The sequence below is a fragment of the Porcibacter vitabionis genome (assembly GCF_046263795.1).
Classification (GTDB): domain Bacteria; phylum Bacillota; class Clostridia; order Lachnospirales; family Lachnospiraceae; genus Lachnocurva.
In genome coordinates, this window is the sequence record NZ_JBJYZD010000003.1 from 7,774 (window position 1) to 24,990 (window position 17,217).

The 17,217-nt window shown below is 40.8% G+C and carries 18 protein-coding genes; 2 read left to right on the forward strand and 16 right to left on the reverse strand.

What is annotated here, in order from left to right; genetic code table 11:
* Positions 1–63 precede the first annotated feature (63 nt).
* A complete protein-coding gene (locus ACKX2L_RS03300) occupies positions 64–1,185 on the reverse strand; it encodes a hypothetical protein (protein WP_497552610.1) in 1,122 nt (373 codons plus the stop codon).
* Positions 1,186–1,397: 212 nt separating this feature from the next.
* Here ACKX2L_RS03300 and ACKX2L_RS03305 point away from each other — a divergent pair, with 212 nt between their 5' ends.
* Positions 1,398–2,165, forward strand: coding sequence for a histidine phosphatase family protein (locus tag ACKX2L_RS03305; RefSeq protein ID WP_497551930.1), 768 nt, complete (start codon positions 1,398–1,400; stop codon positions 2,163–2,165).
* Here the strand turns inward: ACKX2L_RS03305 and ACKX2L_RS03310 are convergent.
* The 12 genes from ACKX2L_RS03310 to ACKX2L_RS03365 are packed head-to-tail and all read right to left on the reverse strand — an operon-like array spanning position 2,162 to position 12,078.
* Positions 2,162–3,166: an acyltransferase family protein gene (locus ACKX2L_RS03310; RefSeq protein WP_497551931.1), complete on the reverse strand. Its 1,005-nt coding sequence runs from the start codon at positions 3,164–3,166 to the stop codon at positions 2,162–2,164. The two genes, ACKX2L_RS03305 and ACKX2L_RS03310, sit on opposite strands and share 4 nt — an antisense overlap.
* 33 nt (positions 3,167–3,199) lie before the next feature.
* Positions 3,200–3,775: a dTDP-4-dehydrorhamnose 3,5-epimerase gene (gene rfbC / locus ACKX2L_RS03315; protein ID WP_497552611.1), complete on the reverse strand. Its 576-nt coding sequence runs from the start codon at positions 3,773–3,775 to the stop codon at positions 3,200–3,202.
* A gap of 15 nt (positions 3,776–3,790) precedes the next feature.
* The gene (gene rfbA, locus ACKX2L_RS03320) at positions 3,791–4,675 is read right to left on the reverse strand and encodes a glucose-1-phosphate thymidylyltransferase RfbA (protein WP_497551933.1); all 885 of its coding nucleotides are present in this window, start codon (positions 4,673–4,675) and stop codon (positions 3,791–3,793) included.
* Positions 4,672–5,037: a DUF2304 domain-containing protein gene (locus ACKX2L_RS03325; RefSeq protein ID WP_497551934.1), complete on the reverse strand. Its 366-nt coding sequence runs from the start codon at positions 5,035–5,037 to the stop codon at positions 4,672–4,674. The genes rfbA and ACKX2L_RS03325 overlap by 4 nt, the downstream gene beginning before the upstream one ends.
* 29 nt (positions 5,038–5,066) lie before the next feature.
* Positions 5,067–5,762 (reverse strand): glycosyltransferase family 2 protein, encoded by a 696-nt coding sequence (locus ACKX2L_RS03330; RefSeq protein WP_497551935.1) that lies wholly within the window; start codon positions 5,760–5,762, stop codon positions 5,067–5,069.
* 14 nt (positions 5,763–5,776) lie between these two features.
* Positions 5,777–6,820 carry an acyltransferase family protein gene (locus ACKX2L_RS03335; RefSeq protein ID WP_497551936.1) on the reverse strand — a complete coding sequence of 348 codons (1,044 nt, stop codon included), beginning with the start codon at positions 6,818–6,820 and terminating at the stop codon, positions 5,777–5,779.
* A gap of 10 nt (positions 6,821–6,830) precedes the next feature.
* Positions 6,831–7,637, reverse strand: coding sequence for a glycosyltransferase (locus ACKX2L_RS03340; protein WP_497551937.1), 807 nt, complete (start codon positions 7,635–7,637; stop codon positions 6,831–6,833).
* The gene (locus tag ACKX2L_RS03345; protein WP_497551938.1) at positions 7,634–8,467 is read right to left on the reverse strand and encodes an NAD-dependent epimerase/dehydratase family protein; all 834 of its coding nucleotides are present in this window, start codon (positions 8,465–8,467) and stop codon (positions 7,634–7,636) included. Before ACKX2L_RS03345 ends, ACKX2L_RS03340 begins: the two co-directional genes overlap by 4 nt.
* Positions 8,464–9,702 carry a lipopolysaccharide biosynthesis protein gene (locus ACKX2L_RS03350; protein ID WP_497551939.1) on the reverse strand — a complete coding sequence of 413 codons (1,239 nt, stop codon included), beginning with the start codon at positions 9,700–9,702 and terminating at the stop codon, positions 8,464–8,466. The genes ACKX2L_RS03345 and ACKX2L_RS03350 overlap by 4 nt, the downstream gene beginning before the upstream one ends.
* A complete protein-coding gene (locus ACKX2L_RS03355; protein ID WP_497551940.1) occupies positions 9,695–10,915 on the reverse strand; it encodes a glycosyltransferase family 9 protein in 1,221 nt (406 codons plus the stop codon). Before ACKX2L_RS03355 ends, ACKX2L_RS03350 begins: the two co-directional genes overlap by 8 nt.
* 9 nt (positions 10,916–10,924) lie before the next feature.
* Positions 10,925–11,506 carry a D-glycero-beta-D-manno-heptose 1,7-bisphosphate 7-phosphatase gene (gene gmhB, locus ACKX2L_RS03360; protein ID WP_497551941.1) on the reverse strand — a complete coding sequence of 194 codons (582 nt, stop codon included), beginning with the start codon at positions 11,504–11,506 and terminating at the stop codon, positions 10,925–10,927.
* Positions 11,506–12,078 (reverse strand): D-sedoheptulose-7-phosphate isomerase, encoded by a 573-nt coding sequence (locus tag ACKX2L_RS03365; protein WP_497551942.1) that lies wholly within the window; start codon positions 12,076–12,078, stop codon positions 11,506–11,508. The genes gmhB and ACKX2L_RS03365 overlap by 1 nt, the downstream gene beginning before the upstream one ends.
* Positions 12,079–12,348: 270 nt before the next feature.
* On the opposite strand from ACKX2L_RS03365, the gene ACKX2L_RS03370 reads away from it, so the two are divergent.
* The gene (locus ACKX2L_RS03370) at positions 12,349–13,512 is read left to right on the forward strand and encodes an IS110 family RNA-guided transposase (RefSeq protein ID WP_497551943.1); all 1,164 of its coding nucleotides are present in this window, start codon (positions 12,349–12,351) and stop codon (positions 13,510–13,512) included.
* A gap of 132 nt (positions 13,513–13,644) precedes the next feature.
* Here the strand turns inward: ACKX2L_RS03370 and rfaE2 are convergent, their stop codons facing one another.
* The 3 genes from rfaE2 to rfbB form a co-directional block, all read right to left on the reverse strand.
* A complete protein-coding gene (gene rfaE2 / locus ACKX2L_RS03375; RefSeq protein WP_497551944.1) occupies positions 13,645–15,066 on the reverse strand; it encodes a D-glycero-beta-D-manno-heptose 1-phosphate adenylyltransferase in 1,422 nt (473 codons plus the stop codon).
* A 36-nt stretch (positions 15,067–15,102) separates the two neighbouring features.
* On the reverse strand, positions 15,103–16,023 hold the full coding sequence (rfbD, locus tag ACKX2L_RS03380) for a dTDP-4-dehydrorhamnose reductase (RefSeq protein ID WP_497551945.1): 921 nt from the start codon (positions 16,021–16,023) through the stop codon (positions 15,103–15,105).
* A 161-nt stretch (positions 16,024–16,184) separates the two neighbouring features.
* A complete protein-coding gene (gene rfbB / locus ACKX2L_RS03385; RefSeq protein ID WP_497551946.1) occupies positions 16,185–17,216 on the reverse strand; it encodes a dTDP-glucose 4,6-dehydratase in 1,032 nt (343 codons plus the stop codon).
* Between the last annotated feature and the right edge of the window lies 1 nt (position 17,217).

Sequence of the window (17,217 nt, forward strand, 5' to 3'; positions counted from 1 at the left end):
CTTCGTTGTGGACCCAGCTAACCCCTGTCTCCTTAGGTAAGTGGGGCCAGACGTGTCGTCTGTTTATGACCACCAGTATTTGTCTGCTGTGCAGACCGGGGTGAATGGATTCCTCTGTCCCCAATCGACCCAGGTGTTGCTTCCCTTGAACTTATACTGCCAGCGATAGCTGAGCCCTTCTCCGGTCGTCTGTGCTGTATATGTCGGACGTGCTCCTTCTTTCAAAGTCACGTCCTCCGGCTGTCTGGTAATCGTTAGTGCTGTCTTCGGTGTGACAGTTACCTTGCCCTCATTGGATACGGCCTGTGTTCCGTAAGCATCTCTTACGATGACACGGTAACTCATTCCCTGCCAGTAAGGATCCGCTGTATAGATCGGGGTGCATGGATTCCCGGTTCCCCAGTTCATCCAGGCATTGCTTCCCCTGAATTTATACTGCCACTGATAGTCCAATCCGTCTCCTGTTGCCTGAACGCTCAGTGTGGTTCGGCTTCCCTCCTGCAGGGTAAGATCTGGTATATTGTTTGTAATGGCTGCCCGGCTCTTTAATACAACTGTTACGATTCCTTCCTTTGAGATCATGCTGTTTCCAAAGTTGTCCGTTACTATGTACCGATAGCTCATTCCCTGCCAGTATTTGTCTGCTGTGCAGATCGGGGTGAATGGATTCCCCTGTCCCCAATCGGCCCAGGTGCTGCTTCCCTTGAACTTATACTGCCAGCGATAGCTGAGTCCTTCTCCGGTCGTCTGTGCTGTATATGTCGGACGTGCTCCTTCTTTCAAGGTCACGTTCTCCGGCTGTCTGGTAATCGTTAGTGCCGTCTTCGGTGTGACAGTTACCTTGCCCTCATTGGATACGGCCTGTGTTCCGTAAGCATCTCTTACAATGACACGGTAACTCATTCCCTGCCAGTAATGATCCGCTGTATAGATCGGGGTGCATGGATTCTCGGTTCCCCAGTTCACCCAGGCATTGCTTCCCCTGAATTTATACTGCCACTGATAGTCCAATCCATCTCCTGTTGCCTGAACGCTCAGTGTGGTTCGGCTTCCCTCCTGCAGGGTAAGATCTGATATCTTTCCCGCTTGAAGCCGGTCGGAAGCTGCCTCTGCTTTTCCGCTTCCGATAAACAGTGCCACTACCAAGACAAACGCAAGGCCCAGCACTCCTATCCATCTCTTCATCTTTCTCTCCATTATCCTTCCTGATCTTTTTTAGCAATCGTTATATTCTTAATTTGTTTGTCTATGGGATTTTATCACGAATGGGAAAAATTGTCATCTCAGCTAGACAGCAGATTCTTCTGTTGTTACAATAAAAAGGTATCTACCTCAGAAAAGCTTATTGACTAATCAAGAAATCATAATAGTCTGAACGAATTAAGTGAACAATGAATATGAAATCGAATTCAGGACAAAAACATCAACAAAAAATTATATTCATTGCTTTGATAATCTTTTCCCTATTATTTTTGTGTGCTTTTCTATTCTTACATTGTTATAAAAACAATCAACCAATCACTATATATCTGATACGACATGGCCAGACTGAATCCAATGTCAATGGCGTTCTTATCGGAGGCGACGGTGATTCACCACTGACAAAAGCAGGGCAAGAATCGGTTAAAAAAACTGGTCGTGCTTTACAAAATGTGTGTTTTTCCCGTTCTTTTTCAAGTCCATTAGGTCGTGCCACCAATACCGGTGAAATAATATTAAAGGAAAATCAGAAAACAAGCTCCAATTTAAAAACAATTTTTTTATCCGATCTACGAGATATTCGTTGTGGAGATGTTGAGGGAATGAGTATAGAAAATGCCACTAAGCAATATGGTGAAATGACATTCGATTCTATGTATGGATCAATAGATCAGCCTGACTATCTTTCTCCTATTCATGCGGAGAATATGTATCATTTTTATCACAGATTTGATAAAGCAATGTCTACCGTTATTGCGACTTCTAAACCTGGTGAGAACGTTTTGGTTACTACACACTCGTCCGCGGGATTCTGGCTTGCTAAAAAACTAAACGATACTGCATATACTTCTATCGATAATGCCAGCGTTACCATCTTGCAATACCAGCATGGGAAATGGTCCGTATTAGATTTTAACGATACTGATATTAAAAGTATTCGGCATGCCATCACTTCTATCTATTAATAGGATTTCATTTTACTTTTTACAACATTCGAGACAGACGACAGGCACCATGCATAGAAGAAAATAACAATTGTCACCATTAGGCAAAGGCATATACTTTTTCTTGCAGAAGCAGGATTTTTCACCTGCAATAATTTCAGTATAACAACATGCTGAAGTAAGAAAACTTCATATGTCAGTCCTCCTGTAAAAGTAAAAAGACTTCGAATTGGTTTGCATTTATCTAAGGAACTTCCTATCCATAGAAATACTATGAACAGAGCTATTGCGAACACATGGTAATGAATATTCTCATCTAAGATTCTTTGTGGTACAAAGTAGCATGTTGCAGAAATCAAAGCCATAGCAATGACGGACAAGGGTCTGTCTATTAGTTTTCTGCAATATTTACATAAAAGAATGCCTATGTAAAAGCTCAGAAGGCTGGATGTGATGGTATGACTGGCTTTATTTGTTATATTATGCTGGTTAAGCAGGAGAATGAAATACAGTATCAGTACCACAAAGGTACTGAGTACTGCATTCTTATTCAATATCGAGATAATCAGAGGATATAAAGCATATAATATTATGATTGCACCTAGGAACCAGTCTCCAATTAAATAATAATCATCCGGCTGACGATAGAAAATGAATCCATCTATTCCAATAACTGAAAAAAGCAGTTTCCATGTGGGACCACTCCAAAAAATTCTCCCCGTTTGAAATATACGCTCTATATAAAGAAAAATATATGCAATGTAAAAAGCCGGGAAGATACTGATCCAACGTTTTTTGTAAAAAGCAGACAGCTTATTGACGGAAGAATGATTGTAATATAAAAGATATCCTGAAAGCATAAAAAAGATGGTTACATTTACCTCTCCCCATGTTCCGTTGGCATATGTAGTAAATAGCGGATATTGAGAGGCCGATGCTCGAAAAAAATGGTAAAAAATTATACCTAGAGCACAGATTGTTCTTGTAAAATTCACACCCTCAATTTTCAGTTTAGTATCCATACTATTCCCATCTATTTTTCTATGCAAACAAACTTACCGTCCCATCTTCTGCAAATATTCCTTATAACTCCAGTTCACTTTATCCTTATCCGAAAGGTTCAAATCATCTGCAGTTATTCCTTCCGGCATCGGCCACTCGACTCCCAGATCCGGATCATTCCACATGATTCCGCCTTCATCATTCGGATGATAGAAGTCGGTTACCTTGTAACAGAACTCTGCTTCGTCGGACAGGCAGATAAAGCCATGCGCGAAATTCTTCGGGATCATGAACTGCTTCTTATTCTCTGCGGTCAAAAGGACACCTGCCCACTTTCCGAAGGTCTTAGAACCCGGGCGGAAATCAACGGCAACATCATATACTTCACCTCTTACGACCCTCACCAGCTTGTCCTGAGGATAATGGATCTGGAAATGCAGACCGCGCAGAACTCCCTTAGAGGATGCGGACTGGTTGTCCTGAACGAAGACATAATCCATTCCATTGGCCTTCATGTCATTTTCATTATAGGTCTCCATGAAGTAGCCTCTGCGGTCGCCGAAAACCTTCGGCGTAATAATATTTAATCCTTCAATGCCATTGATGTTCTTCTCTACTGTAATTGCCATTTCCTGCCTCTTTTCTTATTGAATCTCTCCATCTGCAACCGCTACCAGATACTTGCCATAATCTGACTTCATCAGGGGCTGCGCCAGTTTCTTTAACTGCTCGGCATCAATAAAGCCACGTTTATAGGCGATCTCCTCGATACAGGAGACATAGAGTCCCTGCCGTTTCTGGATCGTCGAAACGAAGTTCGCCGCTGCAAGGAGCATATCGTGATTTCCGGTATCCAGCCAGGCGAAGCCACGGCCAAGGGTCTCTACATAGAGATCTCCGCGATCCAGATAGGCATTATTGACTGCCGTGATCTCCAGTTCGCCGCGAGCGGAAGGCTTGATGGTCTGTGCGATCTTCACGACATCATTGTCATAGAAATATAGACCGGGAACAGCATAATTTGACTTAGGCTGCTCTGGCTTCTCCTCGATAGAGATAGCCTTACCATTCTCATCAAATTCAACTACACCATATTCTCTAGGATCTCTTACGTAGTAACCGAAGATGGTAGCTCCACCATTCTTCTCCACTCTGTCGTGAGCATTCTTCAGTGTCTGAGAGAAGCTCTGTCCGTAGAAGATATTATCTCCAAGCACAAGAGCAACGGAATCATCACCGATAAAGTCCGCGCCGATAATAAATGCCTCAGCCAGTCCATTTGGAGCTTCCTGAACAGCATACTGGATATCCATGCCTAACTGTGAACCATCCTCTAAGAGTTCCTTGAATACAGGGAGATCTCTTAGAGTAGAAATAATCAGAACTTCTCTGATGCCTGCCAGCATAAGTGTAGACAATGGATAATAGATCATTGGCTTGTCGTATACCGGCATAATCTGCTTAGAAATCGCCTTAGTTAATGGATATAATCTTGTTCCTGAACCACCTGCTAAAATAATACCTTTCATTTGTTTTCTCCTTCCTTTTTTCTTACCTCATCAATCTCTGCATTCAAAATTCCAACTTCTTGTATTAAGCGCTTAATCTGATTGCTCTGATTAGATACTATTACTGTCTGACCAAACAAGATAACAAGAATAAGCCCTAATGCCAAGAATATAAGCATATTTTGTGGTACTGTAATACCTAGTAAATTACTTACCCAAATTTGTAGCTGCGGTATCAAATCAAACAATAGATATATGATACCCACAGTAAACCAAGTTAATGCATATTTAAGTTCTACTTGCTTCTTTCGAATTTTATTAATGATATAAATCATAGCAAGCACAATCACTGCAGCTACAATTAATTGAAGCCTAAAATTCATAGTTTCATCTCCATAAATGCAAACCAACATTATCTATCCGGTGCAATAGCCGCAATAACACACGCAATCGTAACCTTAATCATATAATACACGGACTTCTTCATCGAAATTGAAGATTCTCCTGTAGTACGCGCAAGCATTTGTACTGGAATATCCTTAATTCGATATCCATGCTTTAGTATGGTCACAGCGGTCTCGGGTTCCGGATAATCCTTTGGGTAATGCTTTGCAAATAGATGAATTATTTTTTTATTTGCCAACCGCATCCCTGAAGTAGGATCTGTTACTGTACTTCCTGTCAGCATATGGATAAGTCTTGTATAGAATCGAATACCCATTCGGCGAAGTGCACTAGACTGAAAGCCCTCTTTTTCTAAGAAACGAGAGCCAATAATCATATCTGCCTGATCCTCTTCGAGATGTCTTAGCATATTCTCTAAAAAGGCTGCATCATGCTGTCCATCGCCATCCATTTGTACTGCACAATCATATCCATACTTATCTGCATAGATATAGCCCGTTTGCACCGCACCACCAATTCCTAAATTAATCGGAAGATCCACATGATTAATGTGATTCTCATCAAGTAACTGAGGGGTGCTATCTGTGGAACAATCATTGATCACAATATAATCAAAAGATGGTGCATTCTGTTTAATGTTCTCTACTGTATTAACAATAGCACCTTCTTCATTGAAGGCTGGAATTATTACAAGTCCTCTCATTAACAAATCTCCTATTATGCTTTATTAGGTAAATACCGCACTATCTTTTCCGTCAATTTATAAAGTACTAATCCCAATAAAATATCTATCGGAATTGTAATCAACCAGTTTTCTACTGGGGATAGATTATGATTAATCATTTGGACCACCTGTTGTATTGGCCACCCTACCAAATACATCTCATAGGATGTATTAAGCACCATCCAATTGATAGGAACTTGATTAAAGCCCAATGTTATGGAGAGAATTCCATACGGCAACAGAAGCACAAACAGCAACGAAAAAACAAATGTCTGTGCGAAGGCAAATAGAACAATCAATGCAACAATTCCAAAGATAGGATTAAGTGTAATCTTTTCACGATAATCATAATACATGACACCTTCGTAAAAAATTAACATCGGGCGAGCTATACTAATCAGCATTTGGTTATGTAAATAAAAAACAGTGAATAAATATATAACTATCAATAAACATACTACTAACAGATTGAGTCTTTTTCGATTAATCCTATCATTTAATTTACATAATCCTTCGCTCACTACCGCTAATATCATTAACCCAATATATGCCGCAAATTCCACAGGCATCGTCCATAATGGCCCGTTGACTGTCTGATATGCATTCATATTAAACACGCCTGGTAGATTATGAACTGGTAGTAATACCATGTTCAGTAAATATTTATAAGTGTCTTCACTTCCAAAGTACTCCTTTAGACTAACGCATGTAATGATAGGTCCTAGGACGAAAACACAAACTAGTACGGTAATCCAGAGTTGTGGAAAGATTCGCATGCATCTTTTCTTAAAGAATGTAAGTAATGAGGCATCTTTCTCTAAGGACTTAGTTACATATAAACCACTCAGAAAGAAAAATACAGCTACAGCTACACCACCCACATTGCATTGTCCCTTATCTATAACATTTAATGGGTCCTCTGCATTTCTACTAACAGCAAATGAATGACAAAATATCACACTGATTGCAGCGATAAATCTTAACAGATTAATATTTGAACTACGAATTTTAATTTGTTCTGATAAACTCTTATTCATACCATTCCTATCAATAATAACGATGAGCTTTACCATAAAACCGCATTAGTAATTTAGCAAACCACTTCGGCCAGTATCTACAAAAAATAGCATACTCATCCTGAGATCTCGCATCTGTCGTCTTCAGCAATTGCACGGTCTGGTTCTCATCATTCATTCTGTGATATAGAAGGATTTCGTCTATATACACAAAGCTTCCCGGCTGTTCTGCAATTCTCTGCCATAAATCCCAATCCATGGAAGCCTTGTACTCTTCCCTGAATACTTCTTCCGGAAGTTTGCTTGCAACATGTACGACAGATGGATGGGTAATTGGATCGCCAAATCGTAGTGTTAATCTCTTACCAAATCGTGTTCCTGCTAGCCATTTCCACTTTAATGGAGTTAGTAATATCTTCTTAACTTTAATCATGGAAGACTGCTTTTCGTCGACAATATCATTATGCATCTCAATATAGTCCGTGCAGGACAAAATTGGATCCTTACTATGATTCAATCCCCATAGAGTCTTCTCTACAAATTCTGGTAGGAGCACTTCATCCTGATGAGCAAGCATCACTAACGGAGTATCTGCTTGACGAATTGCAAAATTATAATCTTTAATCTGTCCACCATCTGGATTCACCCTAATCTCAACTCCATATTTATCTGCCACGCTTTTGATAAGATCATTTGGTGTTGATGTAGAAATCAAGATTTTAGCCTTTACTGTCTGATTAACTAAAGCACTCACTGCCTCATCTAGATATGCACACTCTTTATATGCGCATACAACAAAGGTCAAATCCTCTCCAGTGTAGTTATTCCACTGCTTCATCTTGCATTCTCCATAATCTGGTTAATCAGTGTTGCATCACCCCACTCACCTGGTGAGTCATAAGGTCTATCCGGAAAGGCACCATATTTCAAGCGAATCTTAAAATCATGTTCCTTAATGTAGCTCTCAACCTTCTCTGCTAATGTCATTGGCTGTCCAGTACATACATTAATCACTCCATTAACCTTATCCTGTACACTTGCCAGCTCAATCTGTTTTGCTAACTCATCAACATGGATAAAATCATACTTGTTCTTACCAGATGTAAATGGGAATTCTTCTTTTCCGTCTTCTTCAGCTTGACACAGCTTTGCAAAGATAGAACTACCTCTCGTGTCATCTCCATAAATATAATAAGCGCGAAGCCAATGTAAATTCACATCTTTATCTTTACAATAAAGCAATAATGCTTGTCTCATTGCATTTTTAGCAATGCCATACATAGTCATTGGGTTGCACGGTGTGTCTGCTGTAATGGCGCCTTCCCAATATCCAATCTCATGCATGCTTCCCATAACGGTTAAGTACTTTAATCCTCCGTCGATCATATTCTCTAAGAAAGTCATATGCGCAGATAAATCATTCATATGAGCTTTGGAATTATGGATAAATCCATCCCTCCAAGCCAAATGTACGAGTACCTCTGGCTCTCCCAACTGTTTATATATATCCTTATCGCCCGAGAAAATTGGGATATCTACACGGGTAGCTCTTTCATCAATTCCCTTAAACTGAAAATCAGAAACATATACATCATGTCCAGCGTTGAGAAATGCCTTCACCACATGTCTGCCCATATAGCCTGCGGCTCCAGTGATTAATACTTTCATCTTCTGCTCCTTCCATTTTTATCGCGGCGGATCAATACCTCGCTAATGATCACCATATAAGTTATATATAGTGTGTACAAAATTATTTGAACAATACTTATGCCATTACTACCATGATTTACAATAATCGGTCTAACCAATGGCAACATAATTGCAAAGTCGATAATCATTCCGATTAATAACCACCATATTTTTCTCATTGCAACTATGATAGATGAAAAGATCCATATAATTGCCGTTAAAATCGTAACCCACACAATTGGCAGAAATAGCTCATATGAAGTAAGAATTTTTTTACCAAACAATAGAGTTAATCCCCATCTGCCTAAAATGATTGCTCCTACTGTCACAATGATTGACAACAAAATAAAACCAGCATATACCTTATGAAGCATTTTCAAGAATCTATTATAATCCTGTTCCAAGTAGACTGAAGAAAAGCCTGGTAAGAGAGGATTAAACGCCACTGATGCAAACACTTGAACTATCAATGTTGGTGAGGCTATCGTTGAGTACACTCCTAGGGGTGTTGGTCCTTCTACCTGCTGTAAAATATATTTGGGTATTAGATTCTCTAAACTAAGCAAAAAAGAAAAGACAACAATTGGAGCGCATTTTCTCAACAAACTAAACACTTGATTATTCCAAATAATTGGAGATATGTGCTCTAATGATGTGGTTTTCCTCCAATCATAGATAAAAGCAACAGCGAGGTTACATAGTGCCATGACAAACAATGTAATCATCAAGTTGTCTGTAAGAATAAGCCCTAGGACAAAACTTACTATAGTTAATACGCCTCTAAGCAAATATGATTTTCCAATATAATCGTATCTTTGGAACTTCTGATTCTCGCCATGAAGGACATCAACCATTGCTTCTGCTACACGTACTAGCATGAATGCATCAACACAGAGCATCTGGTAAACACTATTCCCTATTGCTGATGAGATCACGCAACATGCAAGCGCAACGATACATGTTGTGATTCGGCTTCCAACGTAAACATCCTGAGAATATTCACCCTTTACATCGGAAACTTGATAGTTTCTCATACTAAATAAGGAGATTGCCGAGAAGCTGCTACTCGTTGTCATGGCAATTGAGAGATATCCAGCAGCTTCATATGACGAAATATGTACAACAAGGACGGTAATTAACCATTGACAAGCACTATACAGCACGCTTCCGAATGTGTTCCATGCGATATTCTTTTTCATTTGTTGTTCAGACATTCTGTTCCTCATTTATCACATGAGAAATTACATCCCATGCGTCTTCTTTTGTCACACGTTCAATACATGGGAACACTTTGAAATCATTATAAATGCAATGGTTATTGCAATTATAACAATCCATATGCTTAGTAATTAAATATGGATCTCTATAACCTAATGATGCGTATTGATAATGTGCATATCTATCATATGTATAACCACCACATACCATAAATGTCTTTACACCACGCGCAACAGCAATATGGTAGGCACTTGTATCGTTTGTGACTACATATTCAGCCTTACCAATAACTGAGGTGAATTCAATTATATTGGTCTTACCTATAACATCTACATATGTAATATCTGGAATATAACTTAGCATCTCTTCAATGGAAGGTCTATCATGCTCTGTTCCACAAATAACTAGCGGCAATCCAGTCTCTTCCTGAATTTTCCTAGCAATATATGCGTAGTTCTTCACATCCCATTTTTTTACATCCATACTTGCCACGGGGAAAACAATAAAGAATTTTTCAGGCAACTTCACTGGTGGTTTAATGTCTGGAAGACTTGCAGGACTTGCAACACAATCATTCGCGCCCAATCTCTTCATAGTTTCCGCATAGTACTGAATTAAGTGCATGTTTTCCTGCTCTAATTCAATCACATCAGTATAGATACTTCTTCTCTTCTTGTTAGAAAGTTGTTGGGGAAGTGCACGGTTAACTACACCTATTTTTTTATCTGAACAAGCAGCTCTACTCACAAAAACATTCGTTGTACATTCTTCAGACCCCACTGGATCTAAAAGGATATCATAGTGCTCAGATCGAAGCAGTCTAAAAAGATCTCTGCGCTTTTTTAGATTAATTGTTGCGCCAGTGAAATCTAGGGGTAAAACCTTATCATATATACCTCTTGCAATATATAAATCCTTAAAGGCCTTTTGACACGCAATTGTAAGTTCATATTGTTCTGTCGGCCATATCTCTCTCAGATACTGACTAACTCCATAAAACATAATCCCATCACCCAGGGCCATATTATATACTATTAAAACCTTCTTCTTTCCCGTTTTCTTCTTAGGTTTTTTTAGCGTTAATAATATAGCAGAATCAATCACAAAAAAAAGTGAACGAATCCTCTGTAATGCTGATTTACGCCAAAGCATCTGGTTTAAACCCAGAAAATTCTTTGAAATGTTATAATTAGTTTTCTGATTCTCCATCAGCCATCCCTACTCTTCTACTTTCGAAACTATATACTCCGCCGCATCTAGTAACGTCTCTCGGTATATTACATTTCTATATTTGGATTGTTTTACATCCGATATCACAGTAGCCGCTTCATTATCTTGGATCAAAATACCTTTACATCCAGAATCCTTACAAATCGCACAGTCGCGTATTTTGTCTCCTATAGCATAGCTATTATTCAAATCTATTCCGTATTCTTGAACCGCCTTCTGATACATACCGAGTTTTGGTTTTCTACACTCACAATCCATTTTATACTTTTCAACAATTGCATTTGGATGATGTGGGCAGTAGTAAACCTTTGTAATGGTTATTCCATATTCTTCTAATTTAGAAAGCATCCAATTATTCAAGTCATGGAATTGGTCTTCCGAATAATACCCTCTCGCGATACCAGATTGATTTGTAACTATCACCAACAGATAGCCAGCCTTTTGAAGCAGTTTTAAACCATCTAATACACCAGGAAGAAACTCAAATTCTTCCTTTTTGTACAAATATTGTTTCTCAACATTAATTGTTCCATCCCTGTCAAGGAATACGGCCTTTGATAGATGCTGCATTATGCTAATTCGCTTTCTGCAATCTCACATACGGTATGAATAATACAAATATGACTTTCCTGAATTCTTGCTGTAACATCAGACGGAACTACTATTGGATAGTCAACTATCTTAGCAATCTTACCACCATCTTTACCAACCAAAGCTGCTGTTTTAGCACCCTTTCCTTTGGCGACTTCAATTGCACGATATACATTTTCCGAATTACCGCTTGTGCTAATACCTATAAATAAATCATCCGGCTTAACATGTCCTTCTGCCTGCCGAGCGAATACATCATCATAACTATAATCATTCGCAATTGCTGTCATAGTTGCGACATCTGCATTTAGTACAATTGCTGGCCACGCACTTCTTTCCTTTTGAAACCTGCCCACAATCTCTCCGGCAAAATGAAGTGCATCTGAAGCAGATCCCCCATTGCCACACAAAATTAGCTTATTTCCAGATTTTATGGTGTCAGCTACAACTTCTCCTAATTTATTGATAAGGGATAATAATTCCGGACTCTCAATAATTCTATTCTTAACTTCAATAGAGTCTCTCAGTCTCTGTTCTGCGATATTTTCCATTTTTCACCTTGTATGATGATTTCAGAAGCGATATCACCATTTTCCTTTCGTTTCTATGCTGTGGTTCAATACATTCAGATACTGTGGGACTTTTAATTATTCCCTGTAGCTTGACTACTTGATAGGAGTGTATTGCCGCTACCTTTATCTGAATTGTTTATCAGCTGGATGTGCCGGAGCCTGCTCCTGAGTACTTATTTCAATCAAGTCTACGATGATAATCGCTGGTGGATGCCACAGTATCACGGAACCTGAAAGGAGGTATCCATTATGTACTACGTTGGCATCGACATTGCCAAACTCAATCACTTTGCCTCGGTCGTTTCGGCCGAAGGTGAAGTACTCGTCAAGCCGTTCAAATTTACGAATGACAATGATGGCTTCTGTAAGCTGCTCTCAGCGATCGATTCCTTCGATCGCAGCAGCCTCATCATTGGTCTTGAATCGACGGCACACTACGGTGATAACCTGGTTGAATTCCTCGTTGCACGACGCTACCAGGTCTGCGTCATCAATCCGATCCAGACTTCCACGATGCGCAAGAACAACATCAGGAAGACTAAAACGGACAAGGTTGATACGTTGATAATCGCCAGAACTCTTATGACGCAGCCGCACCGGTTCTTCTCTCAGGAAGATCTCGATTGCATGCATCTTAAGAACCTTGGCCGTTTCCGGATGAAGCTTGTCAAAGAGCGGACCCGTACCAAAATTCAGCTCACTGCTTATGTCGACCGGGTATTCCCCGAGCTGCAGTACTTCTTCAAATCCGGTTTACATCAGAAGGCCGTTTACGCCATTCTGAAAGAGGCCCCGACGCCTGAACTGGTGGCTTCCATGCACCTGACCCATCTCACACACCTGCTCGAAGTTTCTTCCCACGGACACTTCGGTAAAGAGCAGGCAAGAGAATTAAGAGTTCTGGCACAGAAGTCTGTCGGTTCCAGCGACAAAGCCCTATCCTTACAGGTAACCCAGTCTGTCGAGCAGATCGAGTTACTGGACAGGCAGATCATTGATGTGGAATCTCAGATGACCGATCTCATGCTCGGCCTGGATTCCGTCATCATGACCATCCCCGGCATTGGCTATATCAATGGCGGGATGATCCTTGGCGAGATCGGCGACATTCACCGCTTCGCCAAACCTAAGCAGCTGCTGGCTTTCGCGGGATTGGATCCCTCCGTCTATCAGTCGGGTAATTTCAATGCAAGTCATACCCGGATGTCCAAACGGGGTTCCAGAACCCTGCGTTACGCCTTAATGAATGCAGCGCACAACGTAGTGAAAAATAACGCGACCTTCAAGGCTTATTACGACGCCAAGATGGCCGAAGGCCGGACACACTACAATGCTCTCGGGCATTGTGCCGGCAAGCTCGTCCGCATCATTCACAAGATGCTGACGGACGATGTGGCATTCAATCTCGAGTAAGTTCTGACCCGGGATCATAGTAGACTTTGAAAAGCGCCCTACCGGGAGCCTTATTAAGGTTACCCTTTTTGCCACAGCGAACGAAAAAGTAATTTCGCCTCAGATTATGCTTGACTTTTTATAGCTGGTCTCTTATTTATCATTTATTTTCTTTATAATATTTGTTGTTGATTTACCTGGAACAAAATCAATTAGTTCTACAGAACCACCTCTTTTTTCCACAATATCCCAACCTACAATATTTTCTTTTGTCTTATAATCAGCACCCTTAACTAGGACATCTGGCTGAACTTCCTTAATTAATTCATATGGTGTATCTGAATCAAAGATAACAATATAATCAATAAACGGTAAAGCTGCCAGCATCTCGGCTCGATCTGACTCAGAATTGATGGGCCGGCTCTCACCTTTCAATCTTCTAACCGATGCATCACTATTCAGTCCTAATACAAGAAGATCGCCCAACTTAGCAGACTCTTCTAAGTATCTAAGGTGGCCAATATGCAATATGTCAAAACATCCATTGGTGAAGACAATCTTCTTATCCATGTTATTCTTTCGAATAGAAGCAGCTTCTGTAATTGGAACAATCTTATCTGTCCAATCTTCGAAAGTCACCTTACCTGCATAATTATTAACTTCGTCTCTTGTTACAACCGATGTTCCCCTCTTTGTGACCTGAATACCTGCAGCAATATTCGCCACTCGAATCGCCTGTGATAACTCACTTCCAGTTGAAATCTCGGATGCCAGATACGCAATTGCTGTATCCCCTGCGCCGGTTACATCGAATACCTCCACCTTGGCACTTGGATAAATATTAGATGTTTCCCTACCGATTAGAATCATACCATCACCGCCACGAGTGACTAATATGTACTCACAACCGCAAGACTCTAGTAGGCTTCTACCGGCCTTAATAATTTCATCTGTTGTATCGGTCGGCATTCCAGTAAGATCGCCAATTTCTTTCAAATTTGGTTTTAAAAGAGTTGCCCCATCATACTTATGAATATTTGGATCTTTTACATCAATAAAAACATCTTTTCCATGTTTTTTTGCAATTTGAATCGCTTTTGGCGTGAATGATTTGGATAATACTCCCTTGCAATAATCAGATAAAAGTATTAAGTCAAATTCATCTGCATGTTTATCTAATAGGCTTAATAATTGTTCTTCTTCTGAAGCAGCAATGTCACTTTTTTGCTCTTTATCGAGTCGAAGTAGCTGTTGCCCGTTGTCTGCGATAAATCGAGTCTTAATCGTAGTGATTCTCTCACTGCTTTTAACCACCATCTCCGTATTGATTGCCTGTTTTTCTAACAATTCTATTAATTGTGCTCCAACAGAATCCTCACCTATAACAGTCATGATAGACGCATCTACGCCTGATGCAACAATATTAATTGCAACATTAGCAGCCCCACCAAGAACATATCTCTCACTTTTGCTTAGCAAAACTGGAACTGGCGCCTCTGGAGAAATACGCTTAACATTTCCAGAAATATACTTGTCAATCATCACATCGCCAATTACTAGGACTCTTGCATTCATCAGCCAAACCTCTCAAATATCGTATAAACCCCTTAGTTACTCATTCTCTTTTAGTGCCGCCAGATATCTACCCACTGCATCCTGCCATGTAGGAAGTGGGGTAAATCCTTTCTCAACCAACTTCTTCTTATCAAGACGAGAATTAAATGGGCGTGCAGCCTTAGACAGTCCATACTCTGCAGTTGTTACAGGAATAACCTTAGTAGACATACCTGCCTGCTTATAGATCTCCTTTGTAAAATCATACCAGGAGATATAACCACCCTCATTGGTTGCATGATAGTAGCCGTACTTGTCGGTCTGAATCATAGATACCAGGAGAACTGCTAGATCTAATGTGTAGGTTGGTGTACCAATCTGATCAGATACAACGCGTACCTCATCATGATTCCGGCCAACACTCAGCATGGTCTTAATAAAGTTCTTACCATTCAGACCAAATACCCAGGCAATACGCACGATAAAGTACTTCTCGAGAGTATTCGATACTGCTAATTCTCCACCTAGCTTTGTCTCACCGTAGACATTCAGTGGTGCATAGTCCTTACAGTCAGGATCCCAAGGCTCAGTACCCTGGCCATTGAATACATAGTCGGTAGAGATGTATACCATCTTAGCATCTACAGCCTTCGCTGCATCTGCCATGTTCTGAGTTCCGTCCACATTAATCTTCTTAACAAGTGGTTGCTTATCCTCATCCTCTGCCAGATCTACTGCAGTCCAGGCAGCACAGTGGATGATAACATCTGGATGCAGTTCCTTAACAACGTCAAGAACTGCATCTCTATCTGTAATATCTAGTGAGATGTAAGGTGCCTTCGTTACAGCCGATCCATCCTGGATACCAGCATACTCAGGCTTTAGGTCTGTTCCAACGCCCTGGATACCATTCTTATCCAATTCATTCATCACATCATGCCCCAGCTGACCTGCGACTCCTGTTACTAATACTTTCATGTATTTTACCTTCCTTATAGATAGCACAATGACCGCGACAAACTGAGATTACACTTACATGCTCTCCTACTGTGTAGGACCGACTACGAAATGTACCCCCATGTTGGCCACGGTCTATATTTCCTAAGAGGTCTATCACCCCTTAAGTATAGCTAATTCAATTAGTCCAGAACTTCCTTCTTACCATACATCTCCTGGTAATAGTTCTGGTATTCTCCGGAAATGATGTTCTCCCACCATTCCTTGTTATCGAGATACCACTGAATGGTCTTCTTGATACCATCCTTGAACATGGTCTCGGGCAGCCATCCAAGCTCATTGTGGATCTTGGTCGGATCGATGGCATAGCGCTGGTCATGACCCTTACGATCGGTGACATGCTCAATCAGAGATTCGGGCTTGCCGAGATAATCAAGAATCAGCTTTACGATATCGATATTCCGCATCTCATTATGGCCGCCGATATTATAAACTTCTCCGACGGTGCCTTTACGTACGATGAGATCGATTGCCTTGCAGTGATCCTCGACATAGAGCCAGTCGCGGACATTCAAGCCTTCTCCGTAGACCGGAAGCTTCTTGTCTGCCAAAGCATTGGCAATCATCAGAGGGATGAGCTTTTCCGGGAACTGGTAAGGGCCGTAGTTATTGGAGCAGCGGCTGATGGTTACAGGCAGATCATAGGTTCTGTGATATGCCATAACCAGAAGGTCTGCAGATGCCTTGGATGTGGAATAAGGGCTTGAGGTATGGATGGGCGTATCTTCATGGAAGAAGAGATCCGGGCGGTCCAGAGGCAGATCACCGTAAACCTCATCGGTAGATACCTGATGATAACGCTTGATACCGTACTTCCGGCAGGCATCCATCAGAACAGAGGTGCCGATGATGTTGGTCTCAAGGAAGATGGTCGGGTTCTCGATGGAACGATCAACATGGGATTCTGCTGCAAAGTTTACAACAACATCCGGATGCTCCTCTTCGAAGAGCTTGTAGACGCCTTCCCGATCCCGGATATCCAGCTTTACAAAGCGGAAATTGGGCTTGTCCATGACATCCTTCAGTGTGGAAAGATTGCCTGCATATGTCAGAGAATCCAGGCAGATGATCCGATCTTCCGGATGCTTGTCCAGTTCATAGAATACGAAATTACTTCCGATAAAGCCTGCGCCGCCTGTTACAATAATGGTCATT